This window comes from Tardiphaga sp. 172_B4_N1_3, from assembly GCF_052076035.1.
In the GTDB taxonomy this organism is placed as follows: domain Bacteria; phylum Pseudomonadota; class Alphaproteobacteria; order Rhizobiales; family Xanthobacteraceae; genus Tardiphaga; species Tardiphaga robiniae.
In genome coordinates, this window is sequence record NZ_CP197238.1 from 5844575 (window position 1) to 5865940 (window position 21366).

Consider the following 21366-nt stretch of genomic DNA (forward strand, 5'->3'; position numbering starts at 1 on the left):
GCAGCATGAAGGCCCTTTCGGTCGTCATGCCCGGGCCTGTCCCGGGCATCCTTATGGACAGTTATTGTTTGAAGCAATTGTCGCGATGCCAACTTAAGAAATGTGGATGCGGCCGCTGTGACGTTCGTTGAGGCGGAAGCGCATGGCCATTCTTGTTGACTAGAGCGCGGACGCTCTCAAAATCATTCACGTGACGAGAAATGAGGATTTCAAGTTCGTCGGAGAGGCTAATCAATCCACGGTCGAACATCCAATGAGCTGTGCCTGAAAGAGCGATCCCGTTGTTGATGATGTCGGGGCCATTCGCTTCCACTGGCTTAATATGGGCCGCGTCTACTTCGGCGCGGCCGCCACCGTTAATAAGCTTGAGTCCCGTCACAGCACAGCGTCGGTCGTAAGCATCCAGAATGACGCGACGAAAGGCGCGGTTTCGGACGATTCTCGAGGTGAGGTAGTTCAGCCGATCCCGCGTTTCTTCGAAGACGAAGGGCGCTTGCACCTCGTCGAATTGTGGGGTCGCTGAGATGTCACCAATTCTTGGCAGTATTTGAACGCTCTCATCGAGCCCCAGCGCTACAATACGTTCAAAATCTGTTGGACTAACCGGCCGCACGGCAGACTGGGCTCGACCCGAAATCCGACCTTGTTCGTTTAGGACGCCACGTTCCATGACGCCGCTAGCATCGTTGAAGGGGACAGGTGTCGCGAAATCGAGGTAGCTCGATGGTTCGATTAGTGCGAGATACATGCCTCCTGCTGAAGGGTCTGGGATAATCCGCTCAACCTTGGCAATGGCAAAGTAGCCACGTGTCGCTTCGACTTTGCGCGGTTCGTAATAGATGATCCAGTCGCCAACGAAGGTCTGTGCCCGGCTGAGGTACTGACTCGGAAATTGATACTGCTCGGCCGGGCTGTCGTCGTAGATCGAATCTGTGCGGTGAATGAAAACCCCAAATCCCATGCGATCTGTATAGCACGGCTTTTTCTACCGCAAAGGCTCGGGGCGCCTCACAACTCCCGCGCATTGCTGAACGCAAAGCTCGACACCCGCCGCGTGTTTTCGTCCAGAATCAGACTCCGCGTGATCGGCGGCTCGGCGCGCTGGCTGCAATTCTCGCGCTCGCAGAGGCGGCAATTGACGCCGATCGGCGTGCCTTCGGTCTTTTCCAGATCGAGGCCTGCTGAATAGACTAGCTTGCCGGCGTGGCGGATCTCGCAGCCGAGGCCGATGGCGAAGCGCGGTTGTGGCTGCGGATGCGGCGCTGCGGGCCGACGTAGCGTCTGTGCGATGGAGAAATAGCGGCTGCCATCGGGCAGTTCGATCACCTGGCTCAGCAGGCGGTCCGGTGTGTCGAATGTCGAATGCACGTTCCACAATGGACAGGTGCCGCCGAATTTCGAGAACGGGAAGGTGCCGGATGAAAACCGCTTCGACACGTTGCCGGCATTGTCGACGCGCAGCATGAAGAACGGCACGCCGCGCGCGTTCGGGCGCTGCAGCGTTGTCAGGCGATGGCAGATCTGCTCGAAGCCGACATTGAAGCGCTGGCCGAGCACCTGCACGTCGTAGCTCAGCGCTTCCGCGGCGGCATGGAACGCCGCATAGGGCATTAGCGCGGCGGCTGCGAAATAGTTGGCCAGCGTGATGCGATAGAGCCGCCGTGTGGTGTCGTCGAGCGGCCCGGCGCGGCCGATGATGGTCTCGAAATGCGATGAGCACTCGACGAGGCCGATCTGGAATGCGACCTGAAAGGCGCGGCCGGGCGCATCGACCATTTCCGAGATCAGCAGCTGCCGGCGATGTCGGTCGAAACGTCTGAGCGTCTCGCGCATCACATCCACCGGCATAATGCGAGTGACGATCGAATATTTGTCGCGCAGTCGCGTGCTCAGCGCCGCAAACAGATCCTGCGACGGCACGTTGATCTCGTCGCGCAGGCTTTCGGCGGCCGCTTCGAGTTCGGGGAAGTAGTTGCGGTTGGCTTCGATCAAATCACGCACGCGCTCGATCGGATTGGCCTCGAATGGCGCGCCTTCATGCCGATCGGCCATCTGCGCCGCCACCATGGTCTCGCCGCGCCGCGCTTCGGTATAAGCCGCATAGAGCCGCTGCAGCGCATGCGTGACGCCGGGACAGAGTTCGGCAAGGTCGCGCAATTCCTGTTTCGGCAAATCGATCTGGCGAAACAGCGGATCGGAAAAGATCTCGTTCAGCTCCGCGAAGAAGCGATCTTCATCCGCCGTCGCGAGATCGCGGAGATCGAGGTCATAGGTCTCGGCGAGGCGCAGCAGCAACTGCGCGGTGACCGGCCGCTGGTTGCGCTCAATCAGATTGATGTAGCTCGGCGAAATGCCGAGGCCCTCTGCCATCTGGGTCTGGGACAGGCCCTGTTGCTGCCGGATCCGCCGGAAGCGCGGCCCCACGAACAGCTTCTTGCCAGACTCGCCCGCCATCCGAGCCAATTCCTGGTTCCCCGAGTCGCCACTCGGTCGTTGGTTGTGACAAAATTGACAAAATGACATTTATTACAAGTCGTGATGTTACATCACATCACCATTCAAACACAAGGCATCTGGTGGTTTTGTCTGACATGGCGTTATCTGTTCACACGGTGAATGCATCGCATGTCACGAATGTCGATTTAAGGAATGAACAGGAGCACGACATGTCACACGGTAGCAATTTCTGGGTCATCGGCGGCGAGTTCGGTTCGATGAACTTCCACAAGCTGGTTGAAGGCTCGGCCCAGGTGCAGGGCCCGTTCAAGACGCGCAAGCAGGCCGAAGAAGCCTGGAAGACCGTGTCGGAAGAGAACCGCCACCGCGCCGGCGTCCGCTTCTCCATCGTCGAAGAGCCGAGCCGTCAGGTCGCTTAGGACCGACGGGTCGCCTGAAGCTGAGATCCCGAGCGGCGTCAGTGCCGCTGGATCGCCTCAAGCCTGTCGCTGATTTGCCCATAAGAAGACGTCCAAGGATATCAGCGGCCTCATCCGGAAAACCGGGTGGGGCCGTTGATGCGTTTAGCGGCCAAGCCTCTGGAAACAAACGGCCTTTCCGGCACTCGTGGTTACTGATAGGTTACTGCCCGGTGGATGGCGCGCTCAGGCAGCCAGAAAGGGGTCCAGCGTGGCGAGTAACGGGACGAAGCCTGTCGAGGAAGTCAGGCCGCAGCGGCTGCGCGACGCGTTGCGTCAGGCCCGCATCGAGGCGGCCGATCGCACCGGTGTCGTCGTCGAGCTGCGCGATGCCGAAGTGGCGCGGCTGGAGATCCTCAATGAAGCGCTCGACCCGCTGTTCGCCGAGATCCCTGTTGGCATCGAGATGTTCGACCGGGGCATCAGCCAGGGCGACACGCCGCGGCTGTGGATCGACATGGTCGCCCATGTCGCGATGGGTCGCGACAAGCGCATGTATCGCTTCGTGCAGGACACCCGCCACGGTCGCGTGGTGCTGGCCGAGGCGCATGACGTTCCGACCATCGTAAAGGCGGTCACCGACTATATCGCGCGCCGCATGATTGAGCGCGAGCACGCGCTGGTGACAATACCGGCGCCGGAGGTAGCGACGGCGGTGAAGAAGCCGCGCAGCAGATTCTGGCCGTTCGTGTTCGGTGTGATTGTCGGCGTCGTGGGACTATTTGCGCTCGCGCTGTTCGTGTCCGTGCGCGGACATTAGTCACGCTACACCAGCATCGTCCGCGTCAGCTCGTGCACCATATTGCTGCCCCCGAATCCTCGTACCGTCTGCTGGCAGCGCCAGCGTTCGCCGTCGCGTTCGATGGCGAACAGATTGTAGGCCGCTGCCGGCTTGTGGCCGTGTGCGACCGATGATGCCGATGGCACGCCGATTGCGGGAATGCGCCGCTGTGGGCCGTCGAACCACATGGTCGAATGAATGTGGTCGTGGCCGTGCAGGATCAGTTCGACGCCGTGGCGCTTGAGCACAGCTTGCAGCGCTTCGGAATCCGTCAGTCGCTTCATTTTCTGCTTTGAGCGTAGCGGATGATGAATCAGCAATACGCGAAACAGATGAGCGTCGGCGAGGCCGCCAAGCATAATGTTGAGCGCCCTAAGCTGTGCGTCGCCGAGCGAGCCCGTCGCCATGAACGGCGCGGTTGGCACACTCGACGACACGCCGATCAGAGCCAGCGGGCCGCGGATACGCAGAAATGGAAAGCGCGTATCGGGGGTGCCGTCACTGCGCATATAGTCGCCGAAGGTTGCCGCAAAGCGCTCCGGTGCCCCGCGCACATAGGCGTCGTGATTGCCGGGGACCAGGGAGACCTTGTCCGGTGTGCCGACGCTCTCGATCCAGCGGCGCGCGCGCGGGAATTCGGCATCCAGGGCGAGATTCACGAGATCGCCGGTGACGGCAATATGGTCCGGCTGCTGCGCCTGCATGTCGCTGACGATGACATCCAGCATATCGCGGCGGTGGATCAGATGCCGGTTACGCCGCCAGTTCAGATAGCCGAGCACGCGCTGCCCCAGGAGCTCGCGCCATTGCGGCTCTGGCATCGGCGGAACATGCGGATCGGACAGATGGGCGAGAGTGAAAGCGGTCATGAGAAGCGATCTGCCCCTGCGCGTATGTGAACAAGCCGGCTCAATGCGCCCTCATGCCTGTGAAATCCCTGCATGTTTTGGCAAGGTGGGGCATATGACGCAAGCACCCACCGTGTCGCCAGCCAGGAATTTGCCGCGATGACCTCACCGACGTTGCGGCAGCGGCTGGAGCCGACCCTGCGCAAATTCGTGCATCTGTATTTCCGCTTCGCCCGCGGCATGACCTTGGGCGTCCGCGCCGTGGTGCTGGACGCTGACAATCGCGTGTTTCTAGTCCGGCACACTTATGTCACCGGCTGGTATCTACCCGGCGGCGGCGTCGAAGTCGGCCAGACCTTTCGCGAGGCGCTAGACATGGAGCTGCGGGAAGAGGGGCGCATCGAACTCACGGGAGAGCCGGTTCTGCATGGTGTCTTTCTCAACAGTCACGTCTCGATCCGCGATCATGTGGCGGTCTATGTGGTCAGGCAGTTCCGGCAGGACTGGTTGCCCGAGCCCAATCGCGAAATCGCCGAAACCGGTTTCTTCGCCCTCGATGCCCTGCCTCACGACACCACCGAGGGCACCCGGCTGCGGCTGGCCGAGATCTTCGACGGCAAGCCGATCAGTGCTACCTGGCGGGTCTGATCCCGTCCGCCCGGGCAATGGACCGCGCGCCCGCCAAATGCTATCCCGCCTCCCGACATGAATGACCTTTCTCTGACCATCCTGGCGGAAACCGCCAACGACGCCCAGATCATCGAACGGCTGCATGCCCGCACCTTCGGCCCGGGCCGTTACGTGCTATCAGCCTACCGGCTGCGTGAACACGTCGGTCATCTGCTCGACCTGTCTTTCACGGCACGGATCGGCACGCTGCTGGTCGGCTCGGTCCGGCAATTGCCGATCTGTGTGGGTGATACGCCGGCACTGCTGCTCGGGCCGCTGACCGTCGAGCCGCCATTCCGCAGCCGCGGCGTCGGCCGCAAGCTGCTGGACCGCGCCATCGCCGATGCGCGCACAAAGGGCCACAAGCTCATCCTGCTGGTCGGCGACGAGCCCTATTATCGCCGGGTCGGCTTCAAGGCGATCCCGAAGGGTAACGTGACCATGCCGGGTCCGGTCGATCAAAACCGGTTGCTTGTGCTTGAGCTGGTGGAGGGCGCCGCTACGGGTCTCGCCGGCGCCGTTCGGCCGGATTGGGACGCGGCGAAGTAAAAGCCACAAGCTGTCATTCCGGGTCTGCGCCAAAGAGGCGCATCCCGGAATGACGAGTGTATGGAAATCAGAACTTCACACTCGCAAACGCCCGCACGTTCAGTCCGGGTTGCAGCACGTTGTCCTTGTTATAGGACACCGCATTGCGAATGTTCTCGTTCAACAGGTTGTTGCCGACCACGCCGACGGTCATCTCCTTGGCGCCGTAGATGCGCGGGTCGAGCAGCGTCTTGTAGCTCACTTCTGCCTTCAGGAGATTGTAGCCCGATGTGGGCGTCTCGGCGATCTCAGCGATGTCGTTCTGTGCGAAGGCATGCAGCAGATTCACGCGGGCAAACCAGTTGGTATCGCGCCAGAACAGACCGCCGCCGGCACGCACCGGCGGAATGCGCGGCACATTGGTGCCGTCGCTGAAGGTCGCGCGCACGATGTCGGCCTGGGTCTCGATACCCCATGTGCCGCCATAGATCTGCGCAACGTCGAGCTGGCTCTGGAATTCGCCGCCCCGGAAGGTGGCGTCACGCTGCGAATAGATCGCCTGGTTCAGTTCGAGGCCAAGCCCCGCCTGGCAGACCCCGTCTCCGCAGGTGTTGCCGGTCAGGCGGCGATAGATGAAGCCGTCATACTGCGTGTAGTAGCCGGTGAGCTCGAAGCGGAACGGACCGGCGGCACGGCGCAGGCCGAGTTCGACCGACTTCGCCGTCTCGATGCCGAGATTCGGATTGCCGATATCGAAGGTCTCGGTCGCATCATGTCCGCCGCGCGAGAACAGTTCGGCCGGCTTCGGTGCGCGTTCGGTATATTGCGCGGTGATGCTGGCGGAGAGCCCATACCAGGGCAGATCCTGGATCAACCCGATACTGCCGCTCTTCGGCGTGAAGGTGAGGTTACGCCCGACCGCCGGCCCGATCGCGCCCGGATCTGCATTGAGATCGAACTCGTTCGGGATCGAAGATGGCGTCGTGCCTGACAGTTCGACATGCTCGATGCGGCCGGCGATCTGCGCCTTCGTGGTTTCGGTGAATTTGAACTCGTTGAAGCTGTAGCCGGCAATCCTTGTGTTCTTATTCGGATCCCACAGACCATTGAGCGGGCTGCCGATGTCATCGGGGCTCGGTGCAGTCAGCTCCTGATGATTGACCTGCAGGCCAAAGGCCGAAGTAATCGTGGCGAAGCGCGCGTTGAAGGGCATCATCTGCACTTCGAGCCGGCCTTCCTGTTCCTTGTTGGTGAAGGTCTGGCGCACGCCGTCAGACAAGAGATCGCTGGCGTCGGCAAGGCCGATCTCGTTGTGCTTGTAGTTCGTCGCGCCGACCCAGAAGCGGATCGCTTCGACCGCCGCGGCGTCCGGGCGATATTCGCCCTTCGCCGTGAACTTGGTCTGCTGGCCGGCGATACGGGTGCCGACCTGCGCGCCTTCAACGCCCGGAATGCGATAGGTCGTGTTGTTCTGTGTGATCGCCGCGCCGATATAGCCGCCGGTGAAGAAGTAGGAGCCGCCGACCGATGCGCCGGCCGACTGGTTAGCCGAGTTCGGCTGACGCCCGTTGAAGGCGAGGCCGGGCGCGGCATAAGGATAGCTCGGCACATTGTAGTCGCCGGCCTTGCGGCCATAGACATCGGCATGAACCGCGACATTGCCGCCGCCGGCATCGAGCAGGATGCCGCCATCAACACCGCGATCCACCGAACTGAACGAGGTGCGGACTTCGGCATTCATGCAGCCCAGCGCCGCGAGACCGGCGGCTGGCGCCTTCACCGGCATGCCATAGCTCTGGAACGGCGCCGCCACGGCGCAGTTCGGCAGCGCGTCGGGAATGCGATTGTTGGAGGCGCTGACCACGCCGCCGATCGACTGCGAGCCATAACGCAGCGTCGCCGGGCCGCGAATGACTTCGACCTGATTGGCGGCGAACGGATCGACAGGCACGAAATGATCTTCGCCGAGATCGGATGCGCCATTGCTGCCGATGCCGTTCTCGACGATGCCGACGCGGTTGACGTCGAGACCCCTGATGATCGGCCGGCTCGATGCGCCCGGTGCGTAGCCGGAGCCGGTGATGCCGGGCTTGTTGGCGAGGAGGTCGCCGAGCGTCGAGGCACCGGAACGGCGGATCTCGTCATTCGGCACCACGGTGACGGTGGCGAACTGATCGGAAACGATCGGGAGTTCGCCCTGCTGGGCTTGAACGGCCGGCTCTGCCTCGACGGGCACCGGCGCGGCATTGCGGTTCGGCGCGGGGCGCGTGACATGGGTATGCGCGGTGCGTGACGGCACCGGCTTGCGGCGCACGATCGGGCTTGGCGCGGTGACTTCCACGGCGGGAAGCTGCGTCTGCGCCAGCGCGGATTGCGGGAGGCAGCTCAGTCCCACCACGGCAGATGTGCCGAGCAGGAGGGCGCGCTTGAATTGAATCGACATAGGTTTGTCCTGACTTCACCGGCCGCGCGCTCGGGTGCTTGCGCCGGGACTCGCGGTGATGCGAATCTGACTTCGGTTACGCCGTTCGCGAGGAATTCGCGGCAGCGATCGTCAAAGGTCGTGTCAGGATACAGGAGGGCCGCGCGGCTGCGATGCGCCGCTGATGGCGTCGAGATGGTCGAACTCAGCCTCGGTGATCCGCTGCAGCAGGACGGCAGCCTGCGGCAACAGCAGGACCGGCGGCGCGGCGAACAGCGCTGTACCGGCCATCGCCATGACGGCGCAGATGGCGCAGGGATCTGCGGCGCGGTGATGGTGGTCCGTCTCTGGAGCGGCCGGTGTCTGGGCCGCATCACCGGCTGAAACCGCGATGGTGGAGTCGAGAGGGGCCGCGTGCACCGTCCCGCCATGGACATGGCCGAACGACAGAACGAGCTGCACCGCCAGCGCGAACAGCGCCAGCTTTGCCCCATGTCTGATATTCGCGCGAAACCACTTCATGCCGACAGGCTGCCCCGGCATCGGTCGGCGGAGAGGTCTGCCAGCACCGATGTTATAATGTAACATCGCGCAACGGGCGGCCGGGTGTCAACGGCCAGTCATCTCCGGACACAGAAACCCGACCTGCTGTGTGATTATCGCCACGCTGCCTTCTTACCTCGCCCCGCTTGCGGGGAGAGGTCGTCATTCACGCGTCAGAGTGGATGACGGGTGAGGGGGAGCCAGTGTTTCACTCGCTGGCTTCCCCTCACCCGTCGCGGACTTCGTCCGCGCCACCCTCTCCCCGCAAGCGGGGCGAGGGAAGAAGCTACCGGCTCTCTCTTAGCCACGTCGCCGCGAATGCGCCGAGCAGCAGCAGCAGCCCGATCAGGCCGGCAAACATCGGCAGCACGCCAACGCCGCGGACCACGCTGGCATCGCGCATATGCACGCCCATCCAGCCGTCGCCGCGGAATACGGTCGAGGAGCGCACCGGCACGATGCGCGGCAGCTCGATGCCCGAGCCTTCATTGATCCGTCGGGCGTCGCCGCCACTGGCCTGCGACAGCGGCTTCAGCATCTCGGTGGTCGAGGTGACCTCGGAGAATTCCTTCGGGTTGATCGGGCCGACATTGATCAGCGCCTTCAGCGTGCCGTCGGTGGCCTGCCACAGGCCGAGTTCATCGGCCGGCGTGGTCGCGCGCCACAGACCGGGCTCGCCGGCTGACAGCGTCAGTTCGCGGGTCTTGCCTGATGGTGAGGTCACCGTCACGGGCTGCACGGCGTCGCCCATGGTCTGCCTGACCACGACGAGGTCCTTGCCCTGACTCTGCAGCTTGAGTGCTTCCTCGTCGAGATCCGGCTGCTTCATCAGCCAGTGCGACGTGCGACGAAGCAGATCGAGATGCGGGCCGCCGCCTTCATAGCCGCGCGCCCACAGCCAGATGTGATCCGACAGCAGCAGCGCGACGCGGCCCTCGCCAGAACGCGACAGCAGCAGCAGTGGCTGACCGTCGGCGCCGGTCATCACAGGGGGAGTGGTGGTGTTGCGGGTCTCGACGGTGCGGAAGAAGCGGCTCCATTTCGGTGGCTCGGAATTGGAGCCTTCGAGGCCGCGCGTCACCGGGTGACGTTTGCCGATATCGCTGAGATGCGCATAGAACGGCTTCTCGCTGACCCCGACGGGTTCGGCGGGCAGTACCGAATCCAGCGGCGTGCGCCAGATCGAGGTGTTCGACGCGTAATCAGGCCCGGCCGAGACCAGCACGGCGCCACCGGCGCGGACATAGCGCGCGATATTGTCGAAATAGGCGATTGGCAGCACGCCCTGGCGGGCATAGCGATCGAAGATGATCAGCTGGAATTCGTGAATCTTTTGCTGGAACAGCTCGCGGGTCGGGAAGGCGATCAACGACAGTTCGTTGATCGGCGTGCCGTCCTGCTTCTCCGGCGGGCGCAAAATCGTGAAGTGGACGAGATCGATCGACGCATCGGACTTCAGCAGGTTGCGCCAGGTGCGTTCGCCGGAATGCGGCTCGCCCGACACCAGCAGCACGCGGAGTTTGTCGCGCACGCCGTCGATGGCGACCACGGCGCGGTTGTTGACCAGTGTCAGTTCATTATCGAGCGGCGATGCTTCGATCTCGACGATGTTCGGGCCGGCATGTTTGATGTCGATGTCAACTGAGACAGTCTGACCCGACAGCACCGTGCGCTCGCTCAACGTATCGCCGTCGCGGCGAATGGCGACGCGGGCGCGTTCGCCGGTGACGCCCTGATCGTCGAGCCGGAACGTGACGCGCTGCGATTGGCCGACGATGCCAAATCTGGGAGCAGCGGTGATGGCGATGCGGCGATCGCGTTCGTCCTTGCGGCCGGTGATCAGCGCATGCACCGGCGCATTGAAGCCGAGACCCGCGACATTGGCCGGGATGTCATGGACACGGCCGTCGGTGATCAGGAATGCGCCCGCGACACGGTCTGTCGGCACGTCGGAGAGAGCGGAGGACAGTGCGCCGAACAATTTGGTGCCGTCGGTTTCGCCATCAGCCTGTCCGGCTTCGACAACGCGGACCTCGAGGCCCTTGACCTGCTTCAGCCGGTCGACCAGCTGCTTCTGCGCTTCCTCGGTTTCCTTGGTGCGCTCGCCGAAATTCTGGCTCGGGCTCTTGTCGATGACGACGGCGGCGACCGATGTGAGCGGCTCGCGCTCCTCGCGCGTAAACGATGGATTGGCCAGCGCCAGCAGGATCAGCGCCAATGCGGCCACACGCACGGCGGCACCGCGTGCACGGCCGAGCAATAGCAATGCTGATATCGCCACGATGGCGGCGAGGCCGATCCACAGCACGATGGTCGGGACGAGAGGCGTAAACGCGATGCCGTACTGCATGTCGCGCTCCTACTGTCCGAGACGTTCGATGAGTGCGGGCGCGTGCACCTGATCGGCCTTGTAGTTGCCGGTCAGCGTATACATCACGATGTTGACGCCGGCGCGGAACGCAAATTCGCGCTGCCGCGGTTCGCCGGGCGTCAGTGGCAGCATCGGCTGGCCATCGGGGCGCATCGCCCAGGCGCCGGCAAGATCGTTCGAGGTGATGATGATCGGCGACACGCCGTCACCGCCGCGAGCCGGACGCGAGGCAGCGTCATCGCCATCGTCGCGCGGCAGGGTCTCGACCCAGGTCGGTCCGGAATTGAAGCGGCCGGGGAAGTCGCGCAGCAGATAGAAGGTCTTGGTCAGGACGTGTTCGCGCGGCACCGGCTCAAGCTCGGGCACATCCAGCGAGGACAGGATGTTGCGCAGCGTCAGCATGCCTGGCGTCTGCGACTCGCCATTCGGTCCGGGCGGGGCTTCGACGGCATCGCGGGTGTCGAACAGCACCGTGCCACCTTGCTTCATGTAAGCGTCGATGCGGTTGATGGCCTCCTGCGGCGGCTTGGCGGCACCGGGAATGATCGGCCAGTAGATCAGCGGGAAGAAGGAGAGTTCGTCGCGAGAAGGATCGACGCCAACGGGCTCGCCGGCTTCCAGCGCGGTGCGCTGCGCGAGAAACAGCGTCAGTCCGGTCATGCCCGACTTCACGATCGAGTCGACATCGGCATTCCCAGTGACGACGTAGGCGAGACGTGTCTGCGACACGGCCTTGACGGCGAAATCGTCACTGGCTGGATCGGCCCGCGATGGCACCGGTGATCCCATGACGGTGCCGAGCGCGAGTGCCACAGCGAGGGCCGTCGAGACAGCACGGCGGCGAAACATCGCGGCGATGGCACCGCCGAGCAGCGCGACGATGATCGCGTCCACCAAAAACAGCGCCAGCGCCGTGGAGAGCAGGATGCCGCGAAGGTCGCGAGGTTCGGCATTGGTGTAGCTGGCGCGGTTGGCCTTCAGGCCTGAGAAATCGATAGGCTCAATGCGATCGGCCGATGCCAGTGCATTCACCGCGAGCGGGCCATCGGCAGGGCCATAGAAGCCCGGCGGGTGATCGAGCGTGGCGCGGTCGCGATAGTCGGCGGCGAGCGGCTTGGCCGTGGAGGGCGGCGGCGTGAATGCGCCGAAACCATCCAGCGTGCGCAGCGGCGCCACAGTCTCTGCGCCGGTCTCGCCGGCGACACCTGCACCGGGCGTGGACGTGTAACCGGAGATATCGACGACCCTGCGCAGCATCTCTACGAAGGTGCCAGACAATGGCAGGTCCGACCAGCGCATATCGGCGCTGACATGGAACAGGGTCACGAGACCCTTGCCACGACGTTCACCGGTGACCAGCGGCGTGCCATCCACCAGCGACGCCCAGCTCTTCGAGGCCAGCGCAGCGTTCGGCTCGGCGAGCACCTGACGATTCACGGTGATGTCTTTTGGGACAGGGAGACCGGCGAACGGCCCATCGGCGGCGAAGGACGCGAGATGTTGCGGCTTCTCCCAGGTCAGGCTGCCGCCGAGGCTGCGGTCGCCGCGGCGCAGTTTCACCGGGACGAGATCGTCGTCGCCTTGCGCGAGGCGCGGGCCGGCAAAGCGCACCAGCACGCCGCCCGCATCGATCCAGGTATTGAGGCGCTCTCGGATTTCCGGCGACAGGGTGCCGACATCGGCCAGCACGATCATCGGAAGTTTCTGGTCCAAAAATTGCGTGATCGCCTGCTGCGGCGCGCCGCGATCGCCGAGGCGGACGTCAGCGAATGGCGCCAATGCGCGGGTGAGATAGAAGGTCGAGGCTAGCAGCGGCTGCGCGGTATCGTTGGTGGCGCCCGAGACGATGCCGATGGCGCGACGGCGCCAGCGCTTGTCGAGCAGTTGCACGGCGCCGGCGGAGCGTTCGCCGGTGATTTCAAGCCGTGCGATGTCGTTGCGCAATTCGACAGGTAGGTCGAACGACGCTTCGGTCTCGCGGTCGTTCGGCGTGAACAGGAACTTGGCCTCGCCGACCGGCGATCCCTTCTGGTCGAGACCGCGCACCACGCCGCCGTCAGGGCCGCCGCTATTGGCGCGCAGCACCTTCACGGTCATCTTCGCCGCGGCATTTTCCGCTGCGACCAGCGCATGGGCCGGCGTGGCTCCGCCGTCATAGATGGTCAGTGTGCGGTCGCCGATGGTCTTCGCAAGGCCTTGCGTGAAGTCAACGCCACGGCTGGTATCGACACCATCCGAGAGCCAGACAATCTCGCTGTCGCCGGTGGCTTTCAAAAAGCGCTCCAGCGCCGGCAGTGTATCGACGCGGTCGATCGCATAGGGCTTCGGCGAGAGCTGACGCAGCGCGACGCGGGCGGTGCCGCCGGGCAGCAGCGTGATGTCGCGGTTCGGCTCCGACAGCGGAACAAGGGCCACGCCGCGGCGATTGCTGTCGGCATTGGCAATCAGCTCATCCGCCGCCTTGACGCGAGCGTCCCAGCTCGCCGCGGCGCTCCAGCCATCGTCCAGCAAAATCGCAAGCGGTGCATTGCTGCCGGCCGTGCCGGTCTGCGGATTCCAGATCGGGCCGGCGGCAGCGAAGATGATGAGCGCCGCAGCCAGCAGGCGCAGCAGCGTCAGCCACCAGGGCGAGCGCGAGGGGGTTTCTTCCTTCGGCGTGATATCGAACAGCAGACGTGTCGGCGGAAACGCGATGCGCTGCGGGCGCGGTGGCATTACGCGCAGCAGCCACCACAGCACCGGGAGACTGATCAGGCCGAGCAGCAGCAGCGGTTGGGCGAAGGCGAGCGGGAAGCCACCGATCATGCTGAACGTCCTGCCTTGACCATGCCGCCGCCCGCAGATTTGCTGACCATCATGCCGCCATGCAGGAACAACAGCAGCTCAGCCGCCGAGCGGCTGGTGGTGTGTGTCGAGAACAGCCAGCCGAGCTTGGCGGTTTCGGCGCGGATTTCCTCGCGATGCGCGGCGACGCGGGCGACGTAATCCTCGGCCCAGGTCTGTGCACGGCCGGCGGTGATGACATTGCCGCTTTCGGGCTCGACGAATTCGACGCGGCCGGAATAAGGGAAACTCTCCTCGGCGGGATCGACGACCTGCACCAGTGCGCCATGCGCGCCCGATGACGACAGACCGGCCAGCATCTCCTTGATCTCCGGCATCGGCGACCAGAAGTCGCCGAGCACCACGATCTCGGCCAGTGCTGAGGGTACAAACGAAGGTGGCAGGCTGGCGCGGTTCGTCGTGTCGTGCAGCATCGCCTGCGCCATCTTGTCGATGACGCTGCGGCTGGAAGTCGGATTCATCAGACCGGGCACGCCGACGCGCTCACCGCCGGCCACCAGCAATTCAGCCAGTGCGAAGGTGACGATCAGCGCGCGTTCGAGCTTGCTGTCGCGCGCGCCCTTGGAGGCAAAGGCCATCGACAGCGACCGGTCCGGCCACAGCCAAACTGTGTGCGCGGCTTCCCATTCCTGCTCGCGGACATACAAATGATCGTCGCGCGCCGAACGGCGCCAGTCGACATTCTGCGACGGTTCGCCGGAGACGAAGCGACGATATTGCCAGAAACTTTCGCCATGGCCGGCGCGGCGCCGGCCATGCAGGCCATGGATCACCGTCGCGGCGATGCGCCGGGCCTCCAGCACCAGACGCGGCAGCGATGCAGCAAGCGTACGGCTTTCGCCATCGGCGCGGCGGACTGCGATGATCTCCTGCGTGGCGTGATCCGGCGCTGCGGCCATTAACCGATCCGCGTCTTGAGCTGACGGATGACGTCGGGGACTGTGCGGCCTTCGGCACGCGCCGAGAAGGTCAGCGCCATACGATGCTTCAGGATCGGCTCGGCGAGATAGAGCACGTCGTCGATCGAGGGCGCAAGACGACCATCGAGCAGCGCGCGTGCGCGCACCGCCAGCATCAGCGACTGTGACGCGCGAGGACCTGGGCCCCAGGCGATCAGCTTGCTGGCATCGCCGGCGTCCGGTCCCGGACGTGCCGAGCGCACCAATGTAAGAATCGCTTCGACCACGCTGTCGCCGACCGGCAGGCGGCGCACCAGGCGCTGCGCTGTGATCAGCGTGTCGGCAGTCACGGCAGCCTTGGCGATGGTTTCGTCGGCGCCGGTGGTTTCGAACAGGATGCGGCGTTCGGCATCGCGATCCGGATAATCGACGTCGATCTCCATCAGGAAGCGATCGAGCTGCGCTTCCGGCAGCGGATAGGTGCCTTCCTGTTCCAGCGGATTCTGCGTGGCCAGCACATGGAACGGCTTCGGCAGATCGTGCCGGGCGCCGGCGACGGTGATGTGCTGTTCCTGCATCGCCTGCAGCAATGCGGATTGCGTGCGCGGCGAGGCGCGGTTGATTTCGTCGGCCATCAGAAGCTGTGCGAAGACAGGTCCCGAGATGAAGCGGAACGAGCGCTTGCCGGCGACGCTCTCGTCTAGCACTTCGGCGCCGAGAATGTCTGAAGGCATTAGGTCGGGGGTGAACTGGATGCGCTTGGCATCAAGGCCGAGCGTGACGCCCAGCGTTTCCACCAGCTTGGTTTTGGCGAGGCCCGGAACACCGATCAGCAGCGCATGGCCGCCGGACAGGATGGTCACCAGCGTGTTTTCGACGACGCGTTCCTGGCCGAAGATGACAGTGGAGATCGCGTCCTTGGCGGCGCGCATCTGGCCAGCCACCTGTTCCGCGGAGCGGACAATCACGTCTTCGAGTTTCTCGACACTGTCAGCGCCAGCCATCCATTGCTCCTTCGGGTGAACGGCGCCTGAAATACGCCGCCGCATTTGTCGTCACGCCATCTTAGTATTCCATGGACCTGATGCTAAACTTAAGCGAAGGCCATGTATTTGTTGAATTAAACTATCCCCACAATATCGGGATGCGGCTATGAACTGCATCACGTTGTGGCGAGTTGGATTGTGACATCACACGTTTCAATACGTGCACCAATCGTGCCAAATGGCAGCGGTAAGGTCAGGGCAAACAATGGCGAAGCAAGGGCAGATCGCAAATCAGGGGCTGGACGGCCTGACGACAGCGGCGAGGGATGCGGCGGCCAACGGTAAAGCCGGCAAGGGCCTGCCGCCGGTGCATCTGTGGAATCCGCCATTCTGCGGCGATCTCGACATGCGAATCGCTGGCGATGGTACGTGGTTCTATTTGGGAACGCCGATCGGCCGGCCCGCATTGGTGCGGTTGTTCTCAACGATCCTGAAGCGTGAGGACGGCAAGCACTTTCTCGTGACCCCCGTGGAGAAGGTCGGCATCACCGTGGACGATGCCCCATTTCTCGCCGTCGAGATGCTCAAGGAGCAGGACACGCGCGGCACGGTGTTGAAGTTTCGCACCAATGTGGACGATTGGGTAGCGTGTGACAGCGAACACCGGCTGCGATTCGAGATGGCTGAGGACGGCGGGTTGACGCCCTATCTGCATGTCCGCAGTGACCTGTGGGCCAAGGTGACGCGGGCGGTCTATTACGATCTGGTTGACATGGGCGAGGAGCGGATGGTCGATGGTACTGCGATGTTCGGCATCGCCTCCGCGGGCGCGTTTTTCGCCATGGCCGATGCGGAGCAGGTCAGGGAAGCTACATAAGTGAGCCGATTGAAGTGAGCCGGGCGAATGAGCCGATGCTGAAGACCGACGCGGATGCCGCGGATATCGGTTCAGTCGAGTTTTTCAAGCGGGCGAAGGCACGCCTGAATTTCGATGTGCCCGAGGGGCTCACCGACGCCAGCATCGTTCCCGTCACCGGCGATGCCGGCAACGACCGCATGATCCAGATCGTGGCGCAGGAGCGGCCGATCCGCCCGGCCGCGGTCCTGATCGGCATCGTCGAACACGAACAACCAACCGTGCTGCTTACCCAGCGCTCCGCGCATCTCAACGATCATGCCGGACAGATCTCGTTTCCCGGTGGCAAGATCGATCCGACCGATGTCTCGCCGCTGGACGCCGCGTTGCGCGAGGCCGAGGAGGAAATCGGTCTTGATCGCTCCTTCGTCGAGCCGATCGGCTATCTCGATCTCTATGCGACCGGCTTCGGCTTTCGAATCCTGCCGACGCTGGCGCGTGTGAAACCAGGCTTCAATCTGAAGATCAACGAGAACGAGGTCGAAAGCGCCTTCGAGGTGCCGCTGGCGTTTCTGATGGACCCTGCCAATCATCAGCTGCACAGCAAGGAATTCCGCGGCATGGAGCGGTCCTATTACGCGATGCCGTTCGCCGAACGTTATATCTGGGGCGCTACCGCAGGCATCCTGCGCGTGCTGTACGAACGGATCGTGCTCACATGATCCGTCCGGTTCTGACCGAAGTCGGCATTTTCCTCATCCCGTTTGCGCTCTATGCCATTTTCCTGATCGCGACCAAGAATGGTGTGACACTGAAATCGTCATGGCCGATGCCGGTGATGATCAGGCTCGCCATCGCCGCCGCCGTGCTGGTGATCGTGAGCCTCGTGCTGCTGGCGCAGTTTTCCGGCGCGCCGCCGGGATCGACCTATGTCCCGGCGCATATCGAAAACGGCAGGCTCGTTCCCGGGGTCGAAAAATGAGCGTGCGCAAACTGCCCGACGCGCCGTGGCTCACGTCAGGACCGTCCGGGCAGGTGCTGGCGCTGCTCAACGGCAATGGCGAGGAAGCCCGCGCGGTCGGCGGCGCTGTGCGCAACGCTCTGATGAAATTGCCAGTGGGCGAAATCGATATAGCCACGACGGCCATGCCCGATGAAGTGATCCGCCGCGCCAAGGCGGCCCATATCAAGAGCGTGCCGACGGGCATCGAGCACGGCACGGTGACGCTGGTTGTCGATGGCGCACCGTTCGAGATCACGACATTGCGCGAAGACGTCGAGACCTTTGGCCGCAAGGCCAAGGTGGCATTCGGGCGCGACTGGAAGCGCGATGCCGAACGACGTGATTTCACGATGAACGGCCTTTCGGCATCCATCGACGGCGTGGTGCATGATCATGTCGGCGGCCTGTCCGATCTCGATGCCCGGCGGGTGCGCTTCATCGGCGATCCCGACAGGCGCATCGCCGAAGACTATCTGCGCATTCTCAGGTTCTTCCGCATTCATGCCGCCTATGGCGCCGGCGCGCCGGATCGCGAAGGTTATCTCGCCAGCATTCGCGGCCGCGATGGACTGGCGGGAATATCGGCCGAGCGTATCAGGATGGAGTTGCTCAAGCTGCTGGTGGCCGATGGCGCCTTCGCGGCGGTGGATGCGATGGTCGATGCCGGCCTGATGCTGCGGATCGTGGGCGGTGTCACCTACAAGGGGCCGTTCGCCGCAATGATCGCCATCGAGCAGGCGTTGGGGCTAAAACCCGATGCGGTTCTGAGGCTTGGTGCGCTCGGCGTCGCAGTTACGGAAGATGCGCGCCGGCTTGCGCAAAAGCTGCGGCTCTCCAATGACGAAACCAAGGCCTTGGATTCGATGGGCCATCGCTGGTGGCGGCTGAAGGGCATGGATGAATCCCATGCCCGGCGGCGGCTCTATCGCTTGGGCGAAACCCGTTATCGCAACCGCATGATGCTCGCCTGGGCCCGCGCCGGCCGCGATGCCGATGTAGAGGCGTGGAAAACGCTCGTAACCTTGCCGGAACGATGGACACCGCCGGTGTTTCCGCTCAGGGCCGCCGACTTCATGGCGCGCGGCATCGCCAAGGGCCCGGCGCTCGGCCATGTGCTGGCGCTGGCGGAAGATGCCTGGCTGGCGCTGGACTTTCCGATGGAGGTCGATGTGCTGACTGTTATCGCCGACCAAACGATTGCGCGATTCAAGCACGACCATCAGCTCTAAGTTTCGACGGCACCATGAAGCATGTCATTCGCCCCGGTTCTGCCGATATCAGCGATGATGCCGACGTCGTTGTGCCGTGGTGGAGTTTTACCAAGACGCTGATTGCCGCCACGGCACTGACCATGGTGCGTGATGGACAGTTGCGTCTGGATGATGCGTTGCCGGGCGAGTCCTTTACGCTCCGCCAGTTGTTGCAGCATCGCGCCGGTCTGGCCGACTACGGTTCTGTTACGGCCTACCATGCGGCTGTCGCTGCCGGTGAAGACGCCTGGCCGGTGGACCAGCTGCTGCACTCAGTTTCTGCTCTGCATGCCGGAATTGAGCCGGGCCATTTCGCCTATTCGAATGTCGGCTATTTGCTGGTCCGGGAACATCTCGAACGCGTGAGCGGGTTGGGGCTCGATGCCTTGATACGACACCGGTTGCTCGAACCCTTCGGTGTGGTCGGGCCGCGCATCGCCAATCAACGCAGCGATCTCGCCGATGTCCGGATGGGAGATGTTCATTCTTACGATCCGCGCTGGGTCTATCACGGGCTGGCGGTCGGGACATTGCGCGATGCCGCAATGCTATTGCACCGCTTGATGACGACGGACTTGCTGCCTGTGGGGCTGCGCGACGAGATGTGCCACGGAATCGCAGTGGGTGATCCCGGTGCAGGACGTCCGTGGCAACACGCGGCTTACGGCCTTGGCGTTATGGCTGGAACGACAACCAGTAATTTACGCGTCGTCGGGCATACCGGCGGAGGTCCGGGCAGTGGCATCGCCGTCTATCATTGTCCCGAATATGCGCAAGCAACCGTTGCGGTCTTCGCGACCGACGGTGCTGCAAGCAATATCGAGGCGGACGCGTTCAAACTCGGTCTGCAAAGATGAGCAACAAGCCGCCGCCGGACATTTGCGCCCGGCGGCGGACGGCCTGATCAGGCCACCTTGCTCTTGTGCTCTTCTTCTTCGTCGTCGTGTTCTTCAGCTTCGTCCTCTTCGCTCTCGTCTTCGTCGTCATGCGGGATGACGAGGGCGAGTTCGAGCACGGCACGCGGAAGGGTCTCGCGGAACAGATCGCCTTCCTCGCCCAGCCAGATGCATTCGATGTTGTCGCCGTCAACGTCGGCCACGGTCAGCGGGCAACCGCCCGACTTCAGCATGACGACATCGCCTGATTTCAATTCCATGGTCGGCTCCCGAAATGTGTTTGACGCGCACTGAGTCTAGCTCCGCGTCATGACAGGCCGAACACGGGGATGTTTCTGTCAGCTATTTTTGCTGAAGCAGTTTTGCGAGTTCCGCGCCGAGGCCGACGCTCTCAAGCGCAGGCGGCGGGCTGCTGTCGAGACCTTTCGCTGCTGCGGCGATCACGGCACGCGTGCCGGTTTCGACGGAACACAAGACGGGTACCGGCACGTCAGCTTGGATGCGAGACGCAAGGCCGGCGAGCGCAGCGCCGCCAAGGATCACGACCTCGGCCCCGTCGTCCGTGGCACAGGCCGTGCAGGCGCTGGCGAGCGCAGCCAGTGCTGCATCGGGATTCCGCGCGATATCGCCGCCGGTCGGTGCGATGGTGCGCACCTTGGCGAGCTTGTCGGCCAAGCCAATGCTCCCGACGAACTCCCGGAGCATCGGCCCCCACAGTGCGCCGCCGGTGACGATGGCGAAACGCCCGCGTCTGGAGGCCTCGATGCAGGACGCTTCGGCCATGCCGACCACGGGAACGTCTGCAATTTCGCGCAGCGCCAGCAGGCCAGGGTCGCCGAAGCAGGCGAGGTAGACCGCATCGCAGCCGGCGCCATAAGAAGCATAGGCGTCGAGCGCCGCATGGCCTGCGATGGCGGCCGAGGCGCGCGTCGAAATATAGCGGGCGCCGAACCGGCCGGTCGCCGGCACAAAGGTCGCGGCATCGCCGGCTACGGCCTCGACATGCCGTTTTACGAGCGTGGTGACGCTCTCGGTGGTGTTGGGATTGATCAACAGAATGCGCACAGGGATGGGCTCTCGATGAGTCCGTCCACTATAGGCGCCAGTGCGGGAAATGCACGGCGATCATCGAAACGCACGCGGGCATGAGACGTGCCGCCCGCGCCATCCTAGCTGCCGGCGCCGTAATAGGCTTCGCTGCGGACGATCTGGTGATCGGCATCGAAATCCATCATCTCGCACGCCCTGGTCGGTCCACTGGGCAGCGGCGCGCTCCACCAGACCGTCAGGCGCTGTAACGCGCCGTCCCAGGCGGCGCTCTCCAGGGTGAGATGTGGCTCGGATAGCCCGCCATAAGCGGCGTGCCAGTAGGTGCGAATGGCGTCGCGTCCCTTTATGGTGGATGATCCCGCCAGTTTCGTTGCCAGCGGGCTGCGCATCTCACCTTCGGGAGCAAAATGATCAACGATCGTATCGATCGCGAGCCGATTCCAGTTTGCAGCCCATTGCTGCGCGAATGCCATCGCGTCCTGCCGCGTCAACATGCGTCCCGTCT

At 63.5% G+C, this 21366-nt stretch carries 21 protein-coding genes; 9 read left to right on the forward strand and 12 right to left on the reverse strand.

Translation table 11 applies throughout. The features are described 5' to 3' along the window. Positions 1-61 precede the first annotated feature (61 nt). A complete protein-coding gene (locus tag AB7783_RS27540; protein ID WP_441279363.1) occupies positions 62-961 on the reverse strand; it encodes an HNH endonuclease in 900 nt (299 codons plus the stop codon). A gap of 47 nt (positions 962-1008) precedes the next feature. After that, positions 1009-2454, reverse strand: coding sequence for a helix-turn-helix domain-containing protein (locus AB7783_RS27545; protein ID WP_441279364.1), 1446 nt, complete (start codon positions 2452-2454; stop codon positions 1009-1011). A 212-nt stretch (positions 2455-2666) separates the two neighbouring features. Between AB7783_RS27545 and AB7783_RS27550 the strand changes: the two genes are divergently transcribed. Then, positions 2667-2876, forward strand: a complete 210-nt coding sequence (locus AB7783_RS27550; protein WP_068733054.1) for a DUF4170 domain-containing protein — start codon at positions 2667-2669, stop codon at positions 2874-2876. Between the two features lie 250 nt (positions 2877-3126). Continuing rightward, a complete protein-coding gene (locus AB7783_RS27555; RefSeq protein ID WP_441279365.1) occupies positions 3127-3675 on the forward strand; it encodes a hypothetical protein in 549 nt (182 codons plus the stop codon). A gap of 5 nt (positions 3676-3680) precedes the next feature. On the opposite strand, the gene AB7783_RS27560 is transcribed toward AB7783_RS27555, so the two are convergent. Continuing rightward, positions 3681-4565: a metallophosphoesterase family protein gene (locus AB7783_RS27560; protein WP_441279366.1), complete on the reverse strand. Its 885-nt coding sequence runs from the start codon at positions 4563-4565 to the stop codon at positions 3681-3683. Positions 4566-4703: 138 nt separating this feature from the next. Here AB7783_RS27560 and AB7783_RS27565 point away from each other — a divergent pair, with 138 nt between their 5' ends. Both AB7783_RS27565 and AB7783_RS27570 read left to right on the forward strand, forming a co-directional pair. Further along, positions 4704-5192, forward strand: coding sequence for an NUDIX domain-containing protein (locus tag AB7783_RS27565; RefSeq protein WP_093760065.1), 489 nt, complete (start codon positions 4704-4706; stop codon positions 5190-5192). Positions 5193-5249: 57 nt separating this feature from the next. Next, on the forward strand, positions 5250-5762 hold the full coding sequence (locus tag AB7783_RS27570; protein WP_441279367.1) for a GNAT family N-acetyltransferase: 513 nt from the start codon (positions 5250-5252) through the stop codon (positions 5760-5762). Positions 5763-5829: 67 nt separating this feature from the next. Here AB7783_RS27570 and AB7783_RS27575 read toward each other — a convergent pair whose 3' ends face one another. The 6 genes from AB7783_RS27575 to AB7783_RS27600 all read right to left on the reverse strand — a co-directional run bounded on the left by AB7783_RS27575 (position 5830) and on the right by AB7783_RS27600 (position 15824). Next, the gene (locus AB7783_RS27575; protein ID WP_441279368.1) at positions 5830-8184 is read right to left on the reverse strand and encodes a TonB-dependent receptor; all 2355 of its coding nucleotides are present in this window, start codon (positions 8182-8184) and stop codon (positions 5830-5832) included. A gap of 123 nt (positions 8185-8307) precedes the next feature. Next, positions 8308-8685, reverse strand: a complete 378-nt coding sequence (locus AB7783_RS27580; protein ID WP_441279369.1) for a DUF2946 family protein — start codon at positions 8683-8685, stop codon at positions 8308-8310. 307 nt (positions 8686-8992) lie between these two features. Further along, complete coding sequence (locus AB7783_RS27585) at positions 8993-11056, reverse strand: hypothetical protein (protein WP_441279370.1); 2064 nt, start codon at positions 11054-11056, stop codon at positions 8993-8995. 9 nt (positions 11057-11065) lie between these two features. After that, entirely contained in the window at positions 11066-13879 is a 2814-nt protein-coding gene (locus tag AB7783_RS27590) for a DUF4159 domain-containing protein (RefSeq protein ID WP_441279773.1), read from the reverse strand. Then, positions 13879-14820, reverse strand: a complete 942-nt coding sequence (locus tag AB7783_RS27595) for a DUF58 domain-containing protein (protein ID WP_441279371.1) — start codon at positions 14818-14820, stop codon at positions 13879-13881. Before AB7783_RS27595 ends, AB7783_RS27590 begins: the two co-directional genes overlap by 1 nt. Beyond that, on the reverse strand, positions 14820-15824 hold the full coding sequence (locus tag AB7783_RS27600) for an AAA family ATPase (protein ID WP_184513345.1): 1005 nt from the start codon (positions 15822-15824) through the stop codon (positions 14820-14822). Before AB7783_RS27600 ends, AB7783_RS27595 begins: the two co-directional genes overlap by 1 nt. Before the next feature lie 247 nt (positions 15825-16071). Here AB7783_RS27600 and AB7783_RS27605 point away from each other — a divergent pair, with 247 nt between their 5' ends. The 5 genes from AB7783_RS27605 to AB7783_RS27625 are packed head-to-tail and all read left to right on the forward strand — an operon-like array spanning position 16072 to position 19772. Then, complete coding sequence (locus tag AB7783_RS27605; RefSeq protein WP_441279372.1) at positions 16072-16683, forward strand: DUF1285 domain-containing protein; 612 nt, start codon at positions 16072-16074, stop codon at positions 16681-16683. Positions 16684-16718: 35 nt separating this feature from the next. Beyond that, on the forward strand, positions 16719-17384 hold the full coding sequence (locus AB7783_RS27610) for a CoA pyrophosphatase (protein WP_441279373.1): 666 nt from the start codon (positions 16719-16721) through the stop codon (positions 17382-17384). Further along, complete coding sequence (locus AB7783_RS27615) at positions 17381-17644, forward strand: DUF6111 family protein (RefSeq protein ID WP_089262546.1); 264 nt, start codon at positions 17381-17383, stop codon at positions 17642-17644. Before AB7783_RS27610 ends, AB7783_RS27615 begins: the two co-directional genes overlap by 4 nt. Beyond that, entirely contained in the window at positions 17641-18894 is a 1254-nt protein-coding gene (locus tag AB7783_RS27620) for a CCA tRNA nucleotidyltransferase (RefSeq protein ID WP_441279374.1), read from the forward strand. The genes AB7783_RS27615 and AB7783_RS27620 overlap by 4 nt, the downstream gene beginning before the upstream one ends. A 14-nt stretch (positions 18895-18908) precedes the next feature. Beyond that, positions 18909-19772, forward strand: coding sequence for a serine hydrolase domain-containing protein (locus AB7783_RS27625; RefSeq protein WP_441279375.1), 864 nt, complete (start codon positions 18909-18911; stop codon positions 19770-19772). A 47-nt stretch (positions 19773-19819) separates the two neighbouring features. Here the strand turns inward: AB7783_RS27625 and AB7783_RS27630 are convergent, their stop codons facing one another. The 3 genes from AB7783_RS27630 to AB7783_RS27640 form a co-directional block, all read right to left on the reverse strand. Further along, positions 19820-20071, reverse strand: coding sequence for a YodC family protein (locus AB7783_RS27630; protein ID WP_093759610.1), 252 nt, complete (start codon positions 20069-20071; stop codon positions 19820-19822). An 82-nt stretch (positions 20072-20153) separates the two neighbouring features. Beyond that, entirely contained in the window at positions 20154-20876 is a 723-nt protein-coding gene (locus AB7783_RS27635; protein ID WP_441279376.1) for an aspartate/glutamate racemase family protein, read from the reverse strand. Positions 20877-20980: 104 nt separating this feature from the next. Beyond that, positions 20981-21355 (reverse strand): nuclear transport factor 2 family protein, encoded by a 375-nt coding sequence (locus tag AB7783_RS27640; protein WP_441252168.1) that lies wholly within the window; start codon positions 21353-21355, stop codon positions 20981-20983. Positions 21356-21366: the final 11 nt, after the last annotated feature.

Bases quoted from the DNA above. Each gene is read 5' to 3' on its own strand.
- AB7783_RS27595 (WP_441279371.1), bottom strand. From the start codon at position 14,820: ATGGCCGCAGCGCCGGATCACGCCACGCAGGAGATCATCGCAGTCCGC.
- AB7783_RS27550 (WP_068733054.1), top strand. From the start codon at position 2,667: ATGTCACACGGTAGCAATTTCTGGGTCATCGGCGGCGAGTTCGGTTCG.
- AB7783_RS27630 (WP_093759610.1), bottom strand. From the start codon at position 20,071: ATGGAATTGAAATCAGGCGATGTCGTCATGCTGAAGTCGGGCGGTTGC.
- AB7783_RS27585 (WP_441279370.1), bottom strand. From the start codon at position 11,056: ATGCAGTACGGCATCGCGTTTACGCCTCTCGTCCCGACCATCGTGCTG.
- AB7783_RS27570 (WP_441279367.1), top strand. From the start codon at position 5,250: ATGAATGACCTTTCTCTGACCATCCTGGCGGAAACCGCCAACGACGCC.
- AB7783_RS27560 (WP_441279366.1), bottom strand. From the start codon at position 4,565: ATGACCGCTTTCACTCTCGCCCATCTGTCCGATCCGCATGTTCCGCCG.
- AB7783_RS27615 (WP_089262546.1), top strand. From the start codon at position 17,381: ATGATCCGTCCGGTTCTGACCGAAGTCGGCATTTTCCTCATCCCGTTT.
- AB7783_RS27580 (WP_441279369.1), bottom strand. From the start codon at position 8,685: ATGAAGTGGTTTCGCGCGAATATCAGACATGGGGCAAAGCTGGCGCTG.
- AB7783_RS27540 (WP_441279363.1), bottom strand. From the start codon at position 961: ATGGGATTTGGGGTTTTCATTCACCGCACAGATTCGATCTACGACGAC.
- AB7783_RS27610 (WP_441279373.1), top strand. From the start codon at position 16,719: ATGCTGAAGACCGACGCGGATGCCGCGGATATCGGTTCAGTCGAGTTT.
- AB7783_RS27575 (WP_441279368.1), bottom strand. From the start codon at position 8,184: ATGTCGATTCAATTCAAGCGCGCCCTCCTGCTCGGCACATCTGCCGTG.
- AB7783_RS27605 (WP_441279372.1), top strand. From the start codon at position 16,072: ATGGCGAAGCAAGGGCAGATCGCAAATCAGGGGCTGGACGGCCTGACG.
- AB7783_RS27600 (WP_184513345.1), bottom strand. From the start codon at position 15,824: ATGGCTGGCGCTGACAGTGTCGAGAAACTCGAAGACGTGATTGTCCGC.
- AB7783_RS27620 (WP_441279374.1), top strand. From the start codon at position 17,641: ATGAGCGTGCGCAAACTGCCCGACGCGCCGTGGCTCACGTCAGGACCG.
- AB7783_RS27625 (WP_441279375.1), top strand. From the start codon at position 18,909: ATGAAGCATGTCATTCGCCCCGGTTCTGCCGATATCAGCGATGATGCC.
- AB7783_RS27565 (WP_093760065.1), top strand. From the start codon at position 4,704: ATGACCTCACCGACGTTGCGGCAGCGGCTGGAGCCGACCCTGCGCAAA.
- AB7783_RS27640 (WP_441252168.1), bottom strand. From the start codon at position 21,355: ATGTTGACGCGGCAGGACGCGATGGCATTCGCGCAGCAATGGGCTGCA.
- AB7783_RS27545 (WP_441279364.1), bottom strand. From the start codon at position 2,454: ATGGCGGGCGAGTCTGGCAAGAAGCTGTTCGTGGGGCCGCGCTTCCGG.